22 protein-coding genes are annotated in these 17,088 nt (G+C 62.9%); 15 read left to right on the plus strand and 7 right to left on the minus strand.

Annotated features, from left to right (window positions below; all coding sequences use genetic code 11):
- Positions 1–38 precede the first annotated feature (38 nt).
- The 4 genes from RPG13_RS03100 (at position 39) to RPG13_RS03115 (ending at position 4,096) form a co-directional block, all read left to right on the plus strand.
- Positions 39–1,235, plus strand: coding sequence for a phosphoglycerate kinase (locus RPG13_RS03100; RefSeq protein ID WP_337124363.1), 1,197 nt, complete (start codon positions 39–41; stop codon positions 1,233–1,235).
- 129 nt (positions 1,236–1,364) lie between these two features.
- Positions 1,365–2,390: a class I fructose-bisphosphate aldolase gene (locus RPG13_RS03105; RefSeq protein ID WP_127204287.1), complete on the plus strand. Its 1,026-nt coding sequence runs from the start codon at positions 1,365–1,367 to the stop codon at positions 2,388–2,390.
- Positions 2,391–2,525: 135 nt separating this feature from the next.
- Positions 2,526–3,266 (plus strand): DUF899 domain-containing protein, encoded by a 741-nt coding sequence (locus RPG13_RS03110; RefSeq protein WP_126104593.1) that lies wholly within the window; start codon positions 2,526–2,528, stop codon positions 3,264–3,266.
- A 98-nt stretch (positions 3,267–3,364) separates the two neighbouring features.
- Positions 3,365–4,096, plus strand: a complete 732-nt coding sequence (locus tag RPG13_RS03115; protein WP_095487257.1) for an SGNH/GDSL hydrolase family protein — start codon at positions 3,365–3,367, stop codon at positions 4,094–4,096.
- Between the two features lie 116 nt (positions 4,097–4,212).
- On the opposite strand, the gene RPG13_RS03120 is transcribed toward RPG13_RS03115, so the two are convergent.
- Both RPG13_RS03120 and RPG13_RS03125 read right to left on the minus strand, forming a co-directional pair.
- The gene (locus RPG13_RS03120) at positions 4,213–4,392 is read right to left on the minus strand and encodes a hypothetical protein (RefSeq protein ID WP_164759070.1); all 180 of its coding nucleotides are present in this window, start codon (positions 4,390–4,392) and stop codon (positions 4,213–4,215) included.
- A gap of 48 nt (positions 4,393–4,440) precedes the next feature.
- Positions 4,441–5,394 carry a ring-cleaving dioxygenase gene (locus RPG13_RS03125; protein WP_337124366.1) on the minus strand — a complete coding sequence of 318 codons (954 nt, stop codon included), beginning with the start codon at positions 5,392–5,394 and terminating at the stop codon, positions 4,441–4,443.
- A 262-nt stretch (positions 5,395–5,656) separates the two neighbouring features.
- On the opposite strand from RPG13_RS03125, the gene RPG13_RS03130 reads away from it, so the two are divergent.
- The 5 genes from RPG13_RS03130 to RPG13_RS03150 all read left to right on the plus strand — a co-directional run bounded on the left by RPG13_RS03130 (position 5,657) and on the right by RPG13_RS03150 (position 8,131).
- Positions 5,657–5,821 (plus strand): hypothetical protein, encoded by a 165-nt coding sequence (locus tag RPG13_RS03130; protein WP_126104591.1) that lies wholly within the window; start codon positions 5,657–5,659, stop codon positions 5,819–5,821.
- A gap of 77 nt (positions 5,822–5,898) precedes the next feature.
- Entirely contained in the window at positions 5,899–6,501 is a 603-nt protein-coding gene (locus tag RPG13_RS03135) for a DJ-1/PfpI family protein (RefSeq protein WP_337124367.1), read from the plus strand.
- A gap of 53 nt (positions 6,502–6,554) precedes the next feature.
- Complete coding sequence (locus RPG13_RS03140) at positions 6,555–6,920, plus strand: VOC family protein (protein WP_126104589.1); 366 nt, start codon at positions 6,555–6,557, stop codon at positions 6,918–6,920.
- A 7-nt stretch (positions 6,921–6,927) separates the two neighbouring features.
- Positions 6,928–7,338 carry a hypothetical protein gene (locus RPG13_RS03145; RefSeq protein ID WP_337124369.1) on the plus strand — a complete coding sequence of 137 codons (411 nt, stop codon included), beginning with the start codon at positions 6,928–6,930 and terminating at the stop codon, positions 7,336–7,338.
- A gap of 73 nt (positions 7,339–7,411) precedes the next feature.
- A complete protein-coding gene (locus RPG13_RS03150; RefSeq protein ID WP_337124371.1) occupies positions 7,412–8,131 on the plus strand; it encodes a helix-turn-helix transcriptional regulator in 720 nt (239 codons plus the stop codon).
- A 179-nt stretch (positions 8,132–8,310) separates the two neighbouring features.
- Here the strand turns inward: RPG13_RS03150 and RPG13_RS03155 are convergent, their stop codons facing one another.
- Positions 8,311–9,006: a DUF1013 domain-containing protein gene (locus RPG13_RS03155; protein WP_095487269.1), complete on the minus strand. Its 696-nt coding sequence runs from the start codon at positions 9,004–9,006 to the stop codon at positions 8,311–8,313.
- 378 nt (positions 9,007–9,384) lie between these two features.
- Here RPG13_RS03155 and RPG13_RS03160 point away from each other — a divergent pair, with 378 nt between their 5' ends.
- Positions 9,385–10,527 (plus strand): helix-turn-helix transcriptional regulator, encoded by a 1,143-nt coding sequence (locus tag RPG13_RS03160; RefSeq protein WP_127206716.1) that lies wholly within the window; start codon positions 9,385–9,387, stop codon positions 10,525–10,527.
- Between the two features lie 127 nt (positions 10,528–10,654).
- Positions 10,655–11,272: a LysE family transporter gene (locus RPG13_RS03165; protein ID WP_292622570.1), complete on the plus strand. Its 618-nt coding sequence runs from the start codon at positions 10,655–10,657 to the stop codon at positions 11,270–11,272.
- Positions 11,273–11,465: 193 nt separating this feature from the next.
- On the opposite strand, the gene RPG13_RS03170 is transcribed toward RPG13_RS03165, so the two are convergent.
- Both RPG13_RS03170 and RPG13_RS03175 read right to left on the minus strand, forming a co-directional pair.
- Complete coding sequence (locus RPG13_RS03170; RefSeq protein ID WP_065011316.1) at positions 11,466–11,606, minus strand: DUF1127 domain-containing protein; 141 nt, start codon at positions 11,604–11,606, stop codon at positions 11,466–11,468.
- A gap of 131 nt (positions 11,607–11,737) precedes the next feature.
- A complete protein-coding gene (locus RPG13_RS03175) occupies positions 11,738–12,751 on the minus strand; it encodes an NAD(P)H-quinone oxidoreductase (protein ID WP_337124373.1) in 1,014 nt (337 codons plus the stop codon).
- A 191-nt stretch (positions 12,752–12,942) separates the two neighbouring features.
- On the opposite strand from RPG13_RS03175, the gene RPG13_RS03180 reads away from it, so the two are divergent.
- The 3 genes from RPG13_RS03180 to RPG13_RS03190 all read left to right on the plus strand — a co-directional run bounded on the left by RPG13_RS03180 (position 12,943) and on the right by RPG13_RS03190 (position 14,775).
- Positions 12,943–13,137: a DUF1192 domain-containing protein gene (locus RPG13_RS03180; protein ID WP_126104587.1), complete on the plus strand. Its 195-nt coding sequence runs from the start codon at positions 12,943–12,945 to the stop codon at positions 13,135–13,137.
- Between the two features lie 83 nt (positions 13,138–13,220).
- Positions 13,221–14,468, plus strand: coding sequence for an MFS transporter (locus RPG13_RS03185; protein ID WP_095487280.1), 1,248 nt, complete (start codon positions 13,221–13,223; stop codon positions 14,466–14,468).
- A 31-nt stretch (positions 14,469–14,499) separates the two neighbouring features.
- On the plus strand, positions 14,500–14,775 hold the full coding sequence (locus RPG13_RS03190; RefSeq protein WP_095487281.1) for an ArsR/SmtB family transcription factor: 276 nt from the start codon (positions 14,500–14,502) through the stop codon (positions 14,773–14,775).
- Positions 14,776–14,868: 93 nt separating this feature from the next.
- On the opposite strand, the gene RPG13_RS03195 is transcribed toward RPG13_RS03190, so the two are convergent.
- On the minus strand, positions 14,869–15,525 hold the full coding sequence (locus RPG13_RS03195; protein ID WP_292221444.1) for a glutathione S-transferase family protein: 657 nt from the start codon (positions 15,523–15,525) through the stop codon (positions 14,869–14,871).
- Between the two features lie 63 nt (positions 15,526–15,588).
- Positions 15,589–16,440, minus strand: a complete 852-nt coding sequence (locus RPG13_RS03200; protein ID WP_337124374.1) for an alpha/beta fold hydrolase — start codon at positions 16,438–16,440, stop codon at positions 15,589–15,591.
- A 100-nt stretch (positions 16,441–16,540) separates the two neighbouring features.
- On the opposite strand from RPG13_RS03200, the gene RPG13_RS03205 reads away from it, so the two are divergent.
- Complete coding sequence (locus RPG13_RS03205) at positions 16,541–17,068, plus strand: winged helix-turn-helix transcriptional regulator (protein WP_337124375.1); 528 nt, start codon at positions 16,541–16,543, stop codon at positions 17,066–17,068.
- Positions 17,069–17,088: the final 20 nt, after the last annotated feature.

Below are 17,088 nucleotides of genomic sequence, written 5' to 3' on the forward strand. Positions count from 1 at the left end.
GGTTAAGGTCCCGGCGATTTTTCGCGAAAGGGAACAGCATGGCCAGCTTCAAGACACTGGACGACATCGGCAATATCGATGGTAAGCGCGTGCTGGTGCGCGTCGACCTCAACGTTCCCGTCGCCGACGGTAAGGTCACCGACGCCACCCGTATCGAGCGCATCGCGCCAACCATCGCCGAGCTTTCCGGCAAGGGCGCTAAGGTCATCCTGCTTGCCCATTTCGGCCGGCCAAAGGACGGACCGTCGCCTGAATTCTCGCTTGAGCCGATCGCCACGGCGACCGCGGAGGTGTTCGGCCGCCCTGTCGGCTTCGCATCCGACTGCATCGGCGACAAAGCCGCGAGCGCCGTCGCCGCCATGGGCAACGGCGACGTGCTGCTGCTCGAAAACACCCGCTTCTACAAGGCCGAGGAGAAGAACGACCCGGCCTTCACCGAAAAGCTCGCCGCCAATGGCGACATCTTCGTCAACGACGCCTTTTCCGCCGCCCACCGCGCCCATTCGTCGACGGAAGGGCTTGCGCACCTGCTCCCGGCTTTCGCCGGGCGCACCATGCAGGCCGAGCTCGACGCGCTGGAAAAGGGCCTCGGCAATCCCGTCCGCCCTGTCGTTGCCATTGTCGGCGGCGCCAAGGTCTCGAGCAAGATCGACCTCCTGATGAACCTGGTAAGGAAGGTCGACGCGCTGGTCATCGGCGGCGGCATGGCCAACACCTTCCTGGCCGCGCGCGGCACCGATGTCGGAAAATCGCTGTGCGAGCATGATCTCGCCAACACCGCCAAGCAGATCATGATCGAGGCGGCCGAAGCCGGCTGCGCCGTCATCCTGCCGGTCGACGGCGTCGTCGCCAGGGAATTCAAGGCGGGCGCGGCCAGCGAAACTGTCGCTATCGCGGAGGTGCCGGCCGACGGCATGATCCTCGATGTCGGCGAAAAGACCGTAAAGACCGTTGCCGACTGGATCGACCGCGCCGCGACGCTGGTCTGGAACGGTCCGCTCGGCGCCTTCGAGATCGAGCCGTTCGACAGGGCGACGGTGGCGGCAGCCAGGCACGCTGCGGCCCGCACCAAGGCCGGCAAATTGGTCTCGGTGGCCGGCGGCGGCGACACGGTGGCCGCACTCAACCACGCCGGCGTCGCCGACGACTTCACCTACGTCTCGACCGCCGGCGGCGCCTTCCTGGAGTGGATGGAAGGCAAGCCGCTGCCCGGCGTCGATGTGCTGAAGCGCTGAGGCGAGAAAGCGAACGGGGCGTTTGCGCGTTTCAATCGATTCGAGCTTTCCGCTTGGAATGGTTCGACTTGAACCTGCCTTGCTCTAGTGGTCTGCTAGGCTGGAACAACCGTTTCAGGGAGAAGCACAATGAGCGAACGTCTCGAGGACATTGCCGCCGCGATGGTGGCCGGCGGCAAGGGTCTTTTGGCCGCCGACGAAAGCTCCGGCACCATCAAGAAGCGCTTCGACGTGATAGGCGTCGAATCGACCGCCGACAGCCGCCGCGACTATCGCGAGATGATGTTCCGCGCCAAGGAGGCGATGACCAGATACATTTCCGGTGTCATCCTCTATGACGAGACCATCCACCAGAAGGCCGCCGACGGCACGCCGCTTGTCGACATTATCAAGGCGACCGGCGCCATCCCAGGCATCAAGGTCGATGCCGGCGCCAAGCCTCTGGCCGGCTACCCCGGTGAAACGATCACCGAAGGCCTCGACGGTCTGCGTGAGCGGCTTGCCGACTATTACAAGCTCGGCGCCCGTTTCGCCAAATGGCGTGCGGTGATCGACATCGACGTCGCCAAGGGCGTGCCTTCCGCCACGTCGATCGGCTCGAACACCCATGCGCTCGCCCGCTATGCGGCGCTCTGCCAGGAGGCCGGCATCGTGCCGATCGTCGAGCCGGAGGTGCTGATGGACGGCGCCCATGACATCGGCACCTGCTACGAGATCAGCAAGGCAACGCTGACGAAGCTCTACACCGAGCTCTACGCAGCCCGCGTCGTCCTCGAAGGCACCATCCTGAAGCCGAACATGGTTCTCGCCGGCAAGAAGTCGGGCAAGGTGAGCAGCCCCGAGGAAGTCGCCGAAAAGACCATAAAACTGTTCCGCGAAACGGTGCCGGCCGCAATTGGGGGCATCGCCTTTCTCTCGGGCGGACAATCGGACGAGGAGGCGACCGCCAACCTCAATGCCATCAACGCCATCGGCCCGCATCCGTGGAAATTGACCTTCTCCTACGGCCGCGCCTTGCAGGCGGCGCCACAGAAGGCGTGGAGCGGCAAGGCGGCCAACGTCGCCGCTGCCCAGGCCGCCTTCGCCCACCGCGCCCACATGAACCATCTGGCCGCGCTTGGAAAATGGCAGCCGGAACTGGAACAGGCCGCCTGACCGGTTTTTTTGCCTTCATCCGGACCCGGGTCATGTGCCGGGTTCCATGTGCTCTGAAATCGCTCCAAAAATGCGAGGACCGTGTCGGCTTGCGTCGAGCCCAAACGTCCTTGGGGCTCAACGAGGAGCAGACCCATGCCAAGCAACAAGATCGTTTCACGGGAAGACTGGTTCCAGGCGCACAAGGCGCATCTGGCCCGCGAGAAGGAATTGACGCGATTTCGCGACCGCATCGCTGCCGAACGGCGGGAATTGCCCTGGCTGAAGATCCGGAAGGACTATGTCTTCGAGACCGAACAGGGCCCGAAGAAACTGGCCGAACTATTCGCCGGCGCAAGCCAGCTGATCGTCTACCACTTCATGTTCGGGCCGGGCGCCGATTACCGTTGCGAAGGTTGCTCCTTCCTTGCCGACCACATCGACGGCGCCAACCAGCACCTCAAGCACCACGATGTGTCGCTTGTCGTGATCTCGCGGGCACCGTTGGCTGAATTTCTGCCCTACAAACAGCGCATGGGCTGGAAATTCGACTGGGTGTCGTCCTACGCCTCGGATTTCAACTTCGACATGCAGGTTTCCTTCACCGACAAGCAGATCGCATCCGGCGACACGACCTACAATTTCGAGCAGCGCGCGCGCAAATCAAAAGACCTTCCCGGCATCAGCGTGTTCTACAGGGATGACAACGGTGACATCTTCCTAACCTTCATGTCGCGCTCCAGGGGCGGCGATCCGCTGATCGGCGCTTATCATTATCTCGACCTGACGCCGAAGGGCCGCAACGAGACCGGCCCCTACCACAGCCTGATGGACTGGGTGCGGCTGCACGATGAATATGCAGACCGGCCCGAGATGCCGGACGCCTGTTGCCATTGACGACGGGCCGTCGACGCAAGGTCTTTCGCCTTTAGCCCGATATGCGCTAAGTGCTGCTCGCTATGCCCTTTAACGGACTTGCCCATTAACGGTTTGCGATGCAGCGCTTTCTTGCCCTCCTCACCTGGCTCGCCTTTCCGGTCTATGTCTGGCAGGGGCTCGGCGTGCGCCGCCGCACCACCCGCATGCTGCCGGCGCAGGGTCCGGTCATGCACGAGATATCAGGCCAGGCGCCGGCGGTCTCGCTTCTGATGCTTGGCGATTCTTCCGCCGCTTCGGTCGGCATCGGCAATTCCGAGTATGGGCTGGCCGCGCAACTGGCTGATCTGATCTCGAAACGCACTGGCCGTGCGGTGCGCTGGCGGGCAGCCGGCTTCAACTCGGCGACCTCAGGCCAGATCCGAGACCACGTGCTGCCCAATCTGTCGGCCGATCCGTGGACGCATATCGTGCTCGCCATCGGCACCAACGACACTAAGAACTTCCACTCGGTGCCACGCTTCAAGAGCGATTTTGGCGGCCTGCTGTACGCGCTGCGCGCCAAATGGCCGGAGGCGCGCGTGGTGTGGTCGCCGGTGCTCGAATTCACCCGGGCACCGGCAATGCCGCCGCTGCTCGGAAAGATCCTGGAAATCCGCGCCGCCGAGATGAACCGGATGGGCGAGCGCCTTTGCCTCGAACGCGGCGCGGTGCCGGCGCCGCGCCTGCCGATCACCGATGCCGAAGCCGGCTTTGCGTCCGACGGATTTCATGCCTCGGAAGCCGGCTACCGGGCCTGGGCGGAACATCTCGTCGGCTTGGTGCTCGCCAACGAACCACGCGTCGCGTAGCGGGTCGCCGGTCCTAATGCATGTCGCGCAAAAGTGTGCAGCGGTTTTGCGATAACGACATGCATAAAACAACAACCTAAAGCGCGTCGCGTGAGGTCGGTCGAACGCGACGCGCTTTAGGTCCAATGCCCCAGCGCCGCTGTGATCGAAATCGCCGCCATCGCCAGCACCGCCAGTTTCCAGAAATCGCTGCGCCGCTTCAGCCCCGGCCAGCCGAGCGGCTTGATCAGCTGGATGACCATCATGGCGACGATGACGAGCGCGAGGAGTTTCGACATGCCGCCTTTGACCAGCATCACAAGCGGCTGTCAAAGCGCTCCTTTCGCTCGCTCGCGATAGAGTTGCTATGCCAGCGGCTTGAGGCCGGCCTCGATCGCAGCCCGGTTCGGTTCGAGGAACGGCGGCAAGGCCAGCTTTTCGCCCAGCGTTTCCAGCGGCTCGTCGGCGGTGAACCCGGGGCCGTCGGTGGCAATCTCGAACAATATGCCGTTCGGCTCGCGGAAATAGAGCGAGCGGAAGTAGTATCGTTCGACCTCACCGCTTGACGGCAGACGGAACTCGGCCAGCCGCGCCGTCCATTGATGCAAGGTCTCCTGGTCGGGCGCCCTGAACGCGACGTGGTGGACCGCCCCGGCGCCTTGACGTGCCGGCGCAAGACCCGGCTGCACCGCGACATGAAGCTCCGCCGCCGGCCCGCCTGCTCCCATTTCGAAGACATGAACCAGACCCTCGCCATCTGGCGACGCATAATCACGCGCCTTGCGCATGTTCATCACCCTGGTCAGCACCGCCTCGGTGTTGGTGATGTCGGGAACGCTGATGACGATAGGCCCGAGCCCGCGTATCTGGTGCTCGACTGGGACTGGGCTTTGAGACCAGGGATGGCTGTCGCCCTTGCCGCCATCGCTGACGAGGCGCAGGCGCTGGCCCTCTGGATCTTCGAAATCCAGCGACGGATAGCCGCCGATGTCGCCGATCTCTCCCGTCGCGACGGCCTCGCCGGCCAGGCGATCCTTCCACCAGGCAAGACTTTCGGGGCTGGCGACCCTCAGGCTCGTCCGCACGATGCTGTTGGTGCCGCGCCGTTCGCGTCCGACCGGCCAGTCGAAGAAGGTGATGTCAGTGCCAGGCGTCGCCTCTGCATCGGCATAGAAGAGGTGATAGGCTGACGTGTCGTCCTGATTGACCGTCTTCTTGACCAGCCGCAGCCCCAAAGTGCCGGTGTAGAAACGAAGGTTTCCCGGCGCATTGGCCGTGATTGCGGTCAGATGGTGAATTCCTGTCAGTTGCAGGCTCATGGTCATCTCCCTGATCTCCGAGGAATTTTCTCCCTCAATATCAGAACGCCGGCCCTATCGCTGCTGCGAATTCCAACCGTCCGTCGTTGAAAGCTGAACGACTCAACCCCGGCAGAGCGACAAAAAAGCCTGCTTCTCTCGTGCAGGCGGGATCGGAACCGGCAAAACCTGGCACGCTCGCCAAAGACCGCTCAGCCTCCTGACAGACTGCTGTCAGGAGGGGTGTGCGATAGTGTCTCCATCGAAAGAGAGGAGACCAGCCATGAACGGTTTTACCATTCTGCACAGCGTGCAGCGCTATGTCGGCAAGATCCGGACGATGCGCAACGAGATCCGCACCCGGCGTTTCATGAATGGCTTGCCGCAGAGCATCCGCAAGGACATCGGTTGGCCGGATAATTACGAAGGCCGCCACGGTCGCGGGTGATTTTTCGCGGCAGCGGCTGGATGCGGACGCCAAGGCGCCCAGATATAGATCCGGCGGGCCGAAGGACGGAGCAGGAAATGTCCGAACAGAAAACCATCGGCGTCGTTTTCATCGATCGCTTCGCCGACTGGGAATACGGCCTGCTGGCGGCTTCGGCGGTCGAATGGTTCGGCGCACGCGCGGTGTCGCTGACGCCGAACGGCAAGCCGGTGACCTCGGCCAGCGGATTTATGCTGACGCCCGATCGCTCCACCGAGGTTGATGAAAACACCGATCTCGACGCCGTCGCGGTCATCGGCTCCGACCTATGGGTCGATGCACCGCCTGATATCTCCGGACTGCTGACGGCAATTGCGGCACGCGGCGGCGTGATCGGCGGCATCTGCGCCGGCACATTGGCGTTGGCGCGTGCCGGCCTGTTCGACAAGGCCAAACACACCAGCAATGGTCGTGACTGGATCAATGAAAAGGAACCGGGTTACCCCGGCGCCCAGAACTATCAGGACGTGCCCTATGCCGTCGCCGACGGCCGCATCGTGTCCGCGCCGGGTTCGGCTCCCGGCACCTTCGCTCTTGCCTATTTGAAGACGCTCTATCCCCAGAGAACAAGCGACCTCGCGCAGATGCGCACGCTGTTCGCCAGGGAGTATGCCGAAGGGGAACATGCTGAAGTCTCCTGACAGTATGGTGTCAGGAGCGGCGTGCAATAGTGCGACAGTATCAGGAGACTGACATGGCCTTCATCCCTGCAAAAGCCTCGGCATGGTTCGAGATCCCCGTCACCGACATGGATCGGGCGCGCGCCTTTTATGGATCGGTGCTTCAGAACGATCTCGCTCTGGAGGAGAGCGGCCCGAACCCACTGGCCATGTTCGCCACGCAGGACCGAATGGCATCCGGGCACGTCTACCCCGGAAAACCAGCGGCACCGGGAACCGGCCCGACCATCCATCTGTCGGTTGCCGCACCGATCGAAGATGCCATGGAACGGGTGAGGCAGAACGGCGGCCAGGTCGTCTCGCCGGCGATCTCCATTCCGGCCGGCACATTCGCCTATTGCCTCGACCCGGACGGCAACAGCTTTGGGCTCTTCGTCTAGGTGCCGCATGGCAAAAAGCTGGAACGACAGGCTGAACACACCGGGCATCAACGGTATCAAGCCGACGCCGCGCACTGTTGGCGACATCGTCGAGGGCCAGCCGATGCTGGTGCCGACGGCACGGCAGGTCGATGATTTCATCCGCTCCATCCCAAAGGGCGTCGACATGGACGTCCGCGCATTGCGCACCGCGCTCGCCATCGAGCACGGCGCCGAAGTGACATGCCCGGTCACTATCGGCTATCATCTGCGCACTGTCGCCGAGGCCGCCAACGAGGATCTTGAACGCGGCATGCCGCTGAGCGACATCGCGCCGTTCTGGCGGGTGCTGGATGCAAAGACGCCGACAACAGGGAAATTGTCCTTCGGCGCGGCATTCGTCGCCGCGCAGCGCAAGCGCGAAGAGCTCGAACCATAATGCATGTCGCCCAAAAGTGGGAACCGGTTTTGGGACCACGACATGCATAGAAACAACACCGAGGGACCATACGATGCGCCGTGCCGACAGGCTCTTCCAGATCGTGCAGCATCTGCGCGGTGGCCGTCTGGTCACCGCCCAGAAGCTGGGCACGTGGCTCGAGGTTTCCGAGCGGACCATCTACCGCGACATCGCCGACCTGCAATCGACTGGTGTGCCGATCGACGGCGAGGCCGGCATCGGCTACATGATGAGGGAGGGTTTCGACCTTCCGCCGCTGATGTTCACGCGTGATGAGATCGTCGCGCTGGTCGCCGGCGCCCGCATGGTGCGCGCGTTTGGCGGCGCTGCCATGGCGCGGGCCGCCGACGAGGCGCTGGTCAAGATCGGCGCCGTGCTGCCCGATGCTGAAAAGGACCGCATCGCCCGCACAGAGATCCACACGCCGATGTGGGTGGTGAGCGACGCCGCGCGCGAGGCGATCGACCTGATCGAGCGCGCGGTGGAAAAACGCCAGGTGCTCACCATCGACTATTCCGACGAGGCCGGCCGCAGCACCGCGCGCGACATCAGGCCGCTAGGCCTATGGTTCTGGGGCAAGGTGTGGACGCTGGTCGCATGGTGCGAGATGCGCGACGATTTCCGCGCTTTCCGTATCGATCGCATCGCTTCGGTGGTCATAGCCGGCCGCGTCTTCAAGCCGGAGCGCGGCAAGCAGCTCGCAGATTTCTATCGTGCGGTTGAGCGCAGCGAGGATTACGGGATGGCACCGGACCGAGCCGCGCGAACTTAGGCGCGGCGCCTTTCCTTCTCCCCTTGTGGGAGAAGGTGGCTTGGCGCGCAGCGCCAAGACGGATGAGGGGTGTTGGAAGAAACTCCAACGCCGCGATCCGTCCGGCACCCCTCATCCGACCGAGCTTCGCTCGGCCACCTTCTCCCACAACAAAGGGGAGAAGGAAAGGGCGCCGTTCCTCAATCCTCGTCGTCGGTATCCTCGTCCTTCGACTTCAGCGCCGAAAGCTTGGCAAAGACGGCGTTGGCGTCGAGTTCCGCATCCTCGTCCTTTGGCTTCTCCGGCGCCGGCACCAGCCGCTCGGTCAATGCAGCCGGCAGCAGCGTGTCGCCGGCCGGCTGTGCCTGCTCGCGGCCACGCGAGGCGCGGTTGACTTCCATGTCGAGATCGATCTGCGAGGCGAGACCCAGCGTCACCGGATCCATCGGCTGCAGATTGGCCGAGTTCCAGTGCTTTCTGTCGCGGATCTGGTCGATCGTCGACTTGGTGGTGCCGACGAGGCGCGCGATCTGCGCGTCCTTCAGCTCGGGATGGTTGCGCACCAGCCAGAGTATGGCGTTGGGCCGGTCCTGGCGCTTCGACAACGGCGTGTAGCGCGGACCTTTGCGCTTGGATTCGGGCACCCGCACCTTGGGGTCGGACAGCTTCAGCCGATGGTTCGCATCCTTCTCGGCACGTGCGATCTCGTCGCGGGTCAGCTGGCCAGTCATGATCGGGTCCATGCCCTTGATGCCTTGCGCCGATTCGCCATCGGCGATCGCCTTGACCTCGAGCGGATGCAGCGAGCAGAACTGCGCGATCTGCTCGAAGGAGAGCGCGGTATTGTCGACCAGCCAGACGGCGGTCGCCTTGGGCATCAGCAGCGTATTGGCCATTGCAAAATATCCTTCTCGTTCGCCCGCGTTCCCGCGCGGGCGGTGGTTTTAGAGCCACCAAAATGGGAAATTCGCGGTCTGTATAACCGCTCTCTCGCCATTTCGCAACGTTTTTGGCGCGTGGCGGCGAGGACGGCGGGAGATATCGAACCTGTCAAGGCAGCCCTTCAGCTTCGGCGCCGTGCATCGGCGTTTCGGCTCCGCAGGTTATGGCTTGGCCGAGCGCCAGAAGAGTAGTCCTGCTCAGGTTCAGCCCGCCATCGGCGAGGTGGGATTGAGGGCAGCATCGCCTGATTCAGCGGCGATGCAACTTGCGCGAGAGCTTCCGTGTGCTAGGCTTCATCAGCCAAATGTGCGCAGCAACGGAAGGCCATCATCATGGCTGACGTGACCATCCATTCAGTTTCCACCGTTGTTGGTCAGATCTACGAGGCCGCCTATGATCAGGAGCGCTGGCCTGATGTGGTCGTGGGGCTGCGCGACCTGTTCAAGGCATCGCGAAGCTGTATCGCGCGGCTCGATCAGCAGGCGTTCAGCGCGGTCGGGACTGTCGATGACCCGGGGCTGTGTTCTCCCGAGGCGGCAGCGGCACACATGCGTGACCCCATCAGCACGGTCGCGGCAGCGCTGCCGGTGGGCAAAATCTATGATCGGACGCGGATAGCTGGAGACGTGGCGGCGTTCCGTCGCCGCGAACTCTGGCAAGAGTGGATGAGGCCGCGCGACATGCATCACGGACTCGCCTCCAATCTTCTGGCTTCCAACGGCTCCTATTGGTTTTTCGATATCCATCGCGGCTCGAAGCAGGGCGCGTTCGGTGCCGACGACATCGATCTGTTGCAGAAGATCGTGCCGCATATGCTGCGCGCTGGGGAGATCGGCCGGCAGTTGGAGAACACGTCGGCGCTGGCATCGGCCTTCTCGCATCTGCCCTTCGGCGTGTTTCTGGTGGACGGCTTTCAGCGTATCGCCCAAATGAACGAGGCCGCCGAGGCAATGCTGGCACGGCCCGACAGCCCTCTGGCACTGAATGGCGGCACGATCGTCGCCTCCAATCTCAGGGATGCTCAGCAGCTTCAGCGGCTGGTCGCGAATGCCTGCTCGCTACATGGCGGCGCCATGCTCGGGACCGGAGGAACGCTGCTGGTGCCATCGGACCGCGAGCGATTTGACCTGACACGGTTGGTGCTGTCGGTTGCCCCATTCGTCGACGCCCGCGCCTATGGCCTGGCGTCGGAGCGTTGCGCGGTGATCATGGTCACGGAGGTCGCCCGGCGCATTCCCGACGGTTTCGAGACCCATATCCGCTACCTGTTCGATCTGACGGCGGCTGAGGCGAAGCTTGCAACAGCCTTGGCATCGGGGCGGTCGCTGAAGGAAACCGCGGCGAATTCGAACATAACCGTGAAGACCTGCCGCACTTATCTCGAACGGATTTTCTCCAAGACCCGCACCCGGCAGCAGAGCGAACTGGTCGCATTGCTCAAGAGCACGGAACCACTCAGCGGGCGCGGCTGGTAACCCGCCAACAAAACGTCCTCATGTCGGCATTTGCCGACTGTTAGAGGGGAAGTGTTTCATCCACATTTCGCTTCGGTAGCGGCGATCTGCCCTTGGGAGAGCAGACGCCGCCGATGTGGGCTGATCGATGTTGGAAACCGGGCACGCTGTCGCGGCGGGGTTGTTTCCGTTCGCCATTTCCTATGCGCTGTTGGCAATGCTGCCGGGCGCCAATTTTGCCGTCGTCGCGCAGGCCGGGCTAACCGCGTCGCGTGCCACAGCGCTTTCGGCTGCCGCCGGTATTGCCCTTGGCGCGAGTTCGCTGGCGGCGATCGTCGCGACGGGAGCCGGCGCGCTGCCGCCGGGAGGCATCGCACACCAGATGGCCGCCAGCCTTTACGGCGCAATTCTGGTCTTCATCGGCTGGAATTCGATGCGGCGGGCGCTGTCGATCAAAGCTGGCGCCAACGAGCCTAAGCCGGTTCCAATCGTTCGATACTTCCGGCTGGGATTTATCACGGCAGCGGCAAATCCTGCCACCGCGCTGTTTTTCGCAACCTCGACGCTGAATTTAAATGCTCGCGGGGCAACTCACCTGTCCGTGGTCGCATTGGTGTTTGCCATTGCGATCGCCTGGTTTGGTCTTCTCGGCCTTTCCATTTCCCAACCGGCCACACGGCGATTTTATAGTCGTTTCCGAAAGCATGCGGACATTGTGCTGGGAGGAGCCTTGGTGGCGCTCGGCTTTGCCGCACTTGGTTATTGAGAAAGATACACGCAGCCGCCGCTGTTACACGGACCTCAAACGACAAAACCCGCCGGACAGGGTCCAGCGGGCTCGGAACCGGCGACGGAAAAACCCGTCTGTTGCGGCTCTGGCTTCTAAAGCATGATCTCGGACCGAAACGCCGCTGCACAAAAAGGCGGCTTGATGCTTTCGGGCGAGATTACACTCGAGATCAAAGCGCCTTGCGGGCGATCCTCTCGATGTCACCACGGTTGATGCCAAGGTCGTTGAGCTGACGGGCGTTCAAGCGGTTCAGTTCGCGCACGGTTTCATTGTACATGCGCCAGTTACGGAAAGCACGGATCGGGTTCATGGTAGTCCTCCATCGTTTCGATGCCGCTCAAATAGGCATCGTTGATGAAAAGTTGAACAGACGCTTTTGCATGGCCGCAATGCGTTTGTTGCATTGCACAATTAAGCTTTTGTTCAGCTTGTTACCGCCCGTCAGCCGACGTCGAGCACGATCTTGCCGATATGCTCGCCCTCCTCCATCCGCTCATGCGCCCGCCACGCTTCCTTGAGCGGGAGGATCATGTCCATCACCGGTGCCACCTTGCGGGTGCCGAGCAGCGGCCAGACCTGCGCCTCCAGCGCTGCGGCGATTGCCGCCTTGAACTCGACGGTGCGCGGCCGCAGCGTCGAGCCGGTGTGGGTGAGCCGCTTGACCATGAGCTTCGAGAAATCGGCGGTGGCTGTCGCCCCGCCCTGCGTGGCGATCTGGACGATGCGGCCTTCCACCGCCGCGGCCTCGTAGTTTCGCGCCACATAGTCGCCGCCGACCATGTCAAGGATAACGTTGGCGCCGCGGCCGTCGGTCGCGTCCTTAACCGCTGCGACGAAATCCTCCTCGCGGTAGTTGATCGCCCGGTCGGCGCCGAGCTTCAGACAGGCGTCGCACTTTTCCTGGTTGCCGGCAGTGGTAATGACATAGGCGCCGAAGGCCGAGGCGAGCTGGATCGCCGTGGTGCCGATCCCCGACGAGCCGCCATGCACGAGCAGTGTCTCGCCGCTCTTAAGGCCGCCGCGCTCGAAGACATTATGCCAGACAGTGAAGTAGTTTTCCGGCACTGCCGCCGCTTCGGTGTGGGTGAAGCCTGCGGGCAGCGGCAGCACGCTGCCGGCATGGACCTTGACATATTCGGCATAGGCGCCGCCGGGCGTCAGCGCGCAGACCCGATCGCCGACGCGCCAGCGCGATATCTCATCGCCAAGGGCTGCAACTTCGCCCGACGCTTCGAGACCCGGCAGGTCCGACGCACCGGGCGGCGGTGGGTAGACGCCCTTGCGTTGCTGCACATCCGGCCGGTTGATGCCGGCGGCGCGCACCCGGATCAGGATTTCGCCGGGACCCGGCACCGGCACGTCGCGCGTTTCGGGTTTCAGCACCCGTGGTCCGCCGGGTTCCGAGATCGCAATGGCGATCATCGTCGCTGGAATTCTGTTCTGTCCATTCGCCATGAATTTTCCCGTCTCGCTTCGCCAGTTTCTTGCCAGCGGCCAGTTTCTTGCCGACTATTTGCATCCATGCCCCTGCCCTATGTATGCTGATTGCCAAATCAGGCAAATGGCCACTGCAGCGCCGGGCGTCCGATTGGACGCGCTATGGATGCTGTAGCAGTCTAATTTTTGCGCATCAGGGAGGAGCGACGATGGCGATCTTCGACGACGAACCCAAAAAGAAAGCGCGCCCGCACGAGATCGGTCAGGATCTGTCGCTGCTTTCGGTCGACGAACTGTCCGAGCGGATCGGCATCCTGCGCGACGAGATCGCCCGGTTGGAAGCCGAGCTCAAGTCCAAGGGCACCACCAAATCAGCGGCCGAGGCGCTGTTCCGCCGCGGATAGTCTCCAGAGCCGAAGCGCCCGCCGCCGAAAAGCCCGAATGCGACTGTCTTCAGATCCTCCCTAATTCCAGCCGGATCAGCTAAATGTTTGCAAGCTACCGACCGATCCTCTCGCTGCTTCGCGGCACCGCTTTCCTGCTGGCGGCGACCGGATTGCACGGGCTGCTATTGCCGCTGCGCGGCCAGTTGGAGGGTTTCTCGACCGCATCGCTCGGCCTGATGGGCACGGCCTGGGCCGGCGGCTTCGTCACCGGCTGCTTCTTTGCGCCGCGCATCGTGCGTCGCGCCGGTCACGTACGCGCTTTCGGCGCCTTTGCGGCATCGGGAGCCATCGTCGCACTGCTCACCGGCCTGATCATCGACGAATATTTTTGGATCCTGCTGCGCGCCTTCACCGGTTTCACCATGGCCGGCGCCTTCATGGTCATCGAAAGCTGGCTGAACGAGAAGTCCACCAACGAGAACCGCGGCGCCGTCTTCGGCCTCTACATGATGGTCACCTATGCCTCGATCATGGGCGGCCAGATGATCGTTGCCGGCGGCGACGTGAAGTCGGCCTCGCTGTTCATGATCACCGGCATTCTGTTCTGCCTGTCGCTCATCCCGACCGCGGTGTCGACGGCGTCACACCCCAAGCCGCTGCAGGACGTCTCGCTCGACGTCAAGGGGCTCTATGCCAATTCGCCGGTGTCGGCGATCGCCTGCGTTTTGATCGGCATCGCCAACGGCGCCTGGGGCACGCTCGGCGCCGTCTATGGCGCCCGCATCGGCATTTCCACGGCCGAGATTGCGCTGATGATGAGCCTGGTGGTCGTCGCCGGCGCAGCCATGCAACTTCCGGCCGGGCGTCTTTCCGACAAGACCGACCGCCGCTTTGTGCTTGCGGGCCTGGCCTTCGGCGCGGCACTGTTCGCCGTCGCGGTCTTCCTGTTCGAGCCGCGCTCCGGCGTCTTCGTCATCGTCTGCACTGCCGCCTACGGCGCCTTTGCCTACACGCTGTATTCGATCGCCGTGGCCCATGCCAACGATCACGCCCGGGCCGAGGATTTCGTCAAAGTGTCGGGCGGGCTGCTGCTGCTCTACGGTTTCGGCACAATGATCGGGCCGCTGCTGGCCGCCGGCCTGATGGGCTGGATGCGGCCGGAAGCCCTGTTCCTTGCGACTGCCTTCGCGCATCTTTGCCTGGCGGGCTATACGCTGCTGCGCATCAGCCGGCGCGCGCCGGTGCCGATCGAAGACCGCGACGCCTTCAAGACACAACCGGCCGAGCGCTCGATCACGCCGGAGGCACTGCGGCTCGATCCGCGCAGAAAGCCTGAAACCAACGGTTGAGATTTGGAAAACTTTGCCTCACAAATAAGGCATGATGTTTTCCGACGCCTTTATGGCGATTGCCGATCCCAACCGGCGCTATCTCTTGGAAGAGCTCCGGCGCGGCCCGAAGACCGTCAACGAACTTGCCGCCGGGTTGCCGGTCTCGCGCCCGGCTGTTTCGCAGCATCTGAAGGTGCTGCTCGACGCCGGGCTGGTCAATGCCAAGCCGGAAGGGACAAGGCGTGTCTACACGGTCAGCAGTGCCGGCTTCCTGAAGCTCAACATCTGGCTCGACCAGTTCTGGGACGCAGAGCAGCTGGGTTGACCCGGAGATGCGCCGTCACGTCTTGGCCAGTGAAGCGCTAAGCGCGTCGTTGGGCGGGACGTACGTCGTTGGGCGGGACGTACAGTGTCGGGCCTAACCGTTGTTGTAGGGGAACAGCTTGAAATAGGGCTGCGCTTCCTCGATCACGCGGGCGACAGACGGCCGCCGCAGCAGCCGGTCGTGGTAGCGCCTCACCGCGGGATATCTGTCGCCGAACGGCTCGACCTTGTTGGCATAGAACAATGCCGGGGCGGCGGCGCAGTCGGCCAGGGTGAAGGCTTCGCCCATGCCCCATGTCCGCGACTGCATGTCCTGCTCGATGATGGCGTAGGCGCTGCGCAGCTGGGCGCGCGCCTCCTCGACGCCGAACGGATCGGTCATGCCTTCCGGCCGCAGGCGGTCGCCGACGATCTTCTGCATCGGGTGCTGCACGTAGAAGTCATAAAATCGGTCGGCGAGGCGGGTCTGGCGGGCGAGATCGATATCGGCAGGGATCAGCTCGACCGGTCCGGGATAATGCGCGTTGAGATATTCGATGACGATCGTCGATTCCGGCACAGTCTGGTCCAGCGCTTCATCGCGCAGCACCGGCATCTTGCCGGCCGGCGACAATTTCAGGAACGCCGCGCGCGACTGTTCATTGCCGAGATCGACGACGACCGACGTGAACGGCGTGCCGTTCTCATAGAGCGCGATCAGCGGCTTCCAGCAGAAGGACGCCAGCGGATGAAGATGCATCGTCAGGGACATTGTTTGTTCGTTCCTTTGGTGGTTCGCCTCCCGGACGGGCGGTATCGAGGTTCGGCCTGCTACCTACCTGGCTTGGGTATGGGTGACGATGGCATCGACGATCACGGCCCAATCGTCGGGATGCAGTTCGTGGCCACCGCCTTCGATACGGACAAGCTTCGCGCCGGCAACTGCTTCGGCAAGAGCGGCGCCATGCTCGATCGGAAAGATCGGATCATCGGTGCCGTGGATCACGAGGAGCGGAACCTTCAATTCGTGCAGGCGGCCCTTCCCGTCCTCGCCGCCCCGATCCTCGCTGCTCTTGAGCATGAAATGATTGGTCGCGCTCAAGAAGCCGCCGGATCGGTCGTAATCCTGTTCGACAAACGCCCTCATCCGCTTCTCGTCGAAGGGATGCGCGGTGCCGGCGATCGCGTGCGCGTCCTTGACGATGAAGTCGACCACCTGGTCACGGTCCGACCAATCGACATCAGCGCCTTCGGCCGAATGTTTCCTATAGACCTCGGTCATCCCAGGCAGATACGACGTGTCGGTTCCCACGGGAGAAGTGCTGATCGCCGCAAGCGAGATGACCCGCGATGGATGCTTCAGCGCCACAAGCTGCGCGATCATGCCGCCCATCGACATGCCGACCACATGCGCTTTCGCGATGCAGTAACCGTCGAGCACGCGGATAGCGTCGTCCGCCATGTCGTCGAATGTGTAAGGCGGTTCGCCCGGCGCATATTTGGTCGAACGGCCGGTATCGCGATTGTCATAGCGGATCACGAACAGACCCTTGCCGGCCAGTTTCCGGCAAAACGCCTCCGGCCACCAGAGCATCGAAGCCATGGCGCCCATGATCAGCAGAATCGGTGGATGCGCGGGATCGCCAAACGTCTGGGATGCGATTTCGGGTTCCGCAGCCTTCATCATGATCGCCGTCTCCTTTTTGCAAAACCGATTGCATTTTGCAATCAGTTGCACAATAATAAAACCGACATGATAATGCAACCGGTTTCTTTCGGAGAATCGCATGAGCATCGATCGCCGGTCTGGCTGCCCGATCAACCTGTCGCTTGAAGTGTTTGGCGACCGGTGGAGCCTGATCATCCTTCGCGATATGATTTTCGGCGGCAAACGCCACTTTCGCGAACTGCTCAACGGATCGCTGGAACGCATCGCTTCCAACATCCTCGCCGATCGGCTGAAGCGGCTGATGGAGCTTGGCATGCTGACGAGGGCCGACGATCCCACCCACAAGCAGAAGGCGATCTACAGCCTGACCGAAATGGCGATAACGCTGGTGCCGATCTTGGCGCATCTCGGCGCCTGGGGTCGCGTCTGGCTGCCGGTCAGCGAGGAACTCTCGATCCGCGCCGAGCTGCTGGAAAAGGGCGGCCCGCCTATGTGGGAGAAGTTCATGGACGAGCTGCGCCACGAACATCTGGGCACACCCTCCGACACGCCGCCGGACGCCACCGTGCGTGCGACCTTGCAGGCTGGATACGAGGCGGTTGTCGCCCGAAAGGCGTCGGGCACCGGGTGCGATCCCCGCGCCTGACCAACTTATTTTTCCCCATC

Origin of the sequence: Mesorhizobium sp. ISC15 (assembly GCF_037162615.1) — a bacterium.
In the GTDB taxonomy this organism is placed as follows: domain Bacteria; phylum Pseudomonadota; class Alphaproteobacteria; order Rhizobiales; family Rhizobiaceae; genus Mesorhizobium; species Mesorhizobium mediterraneum.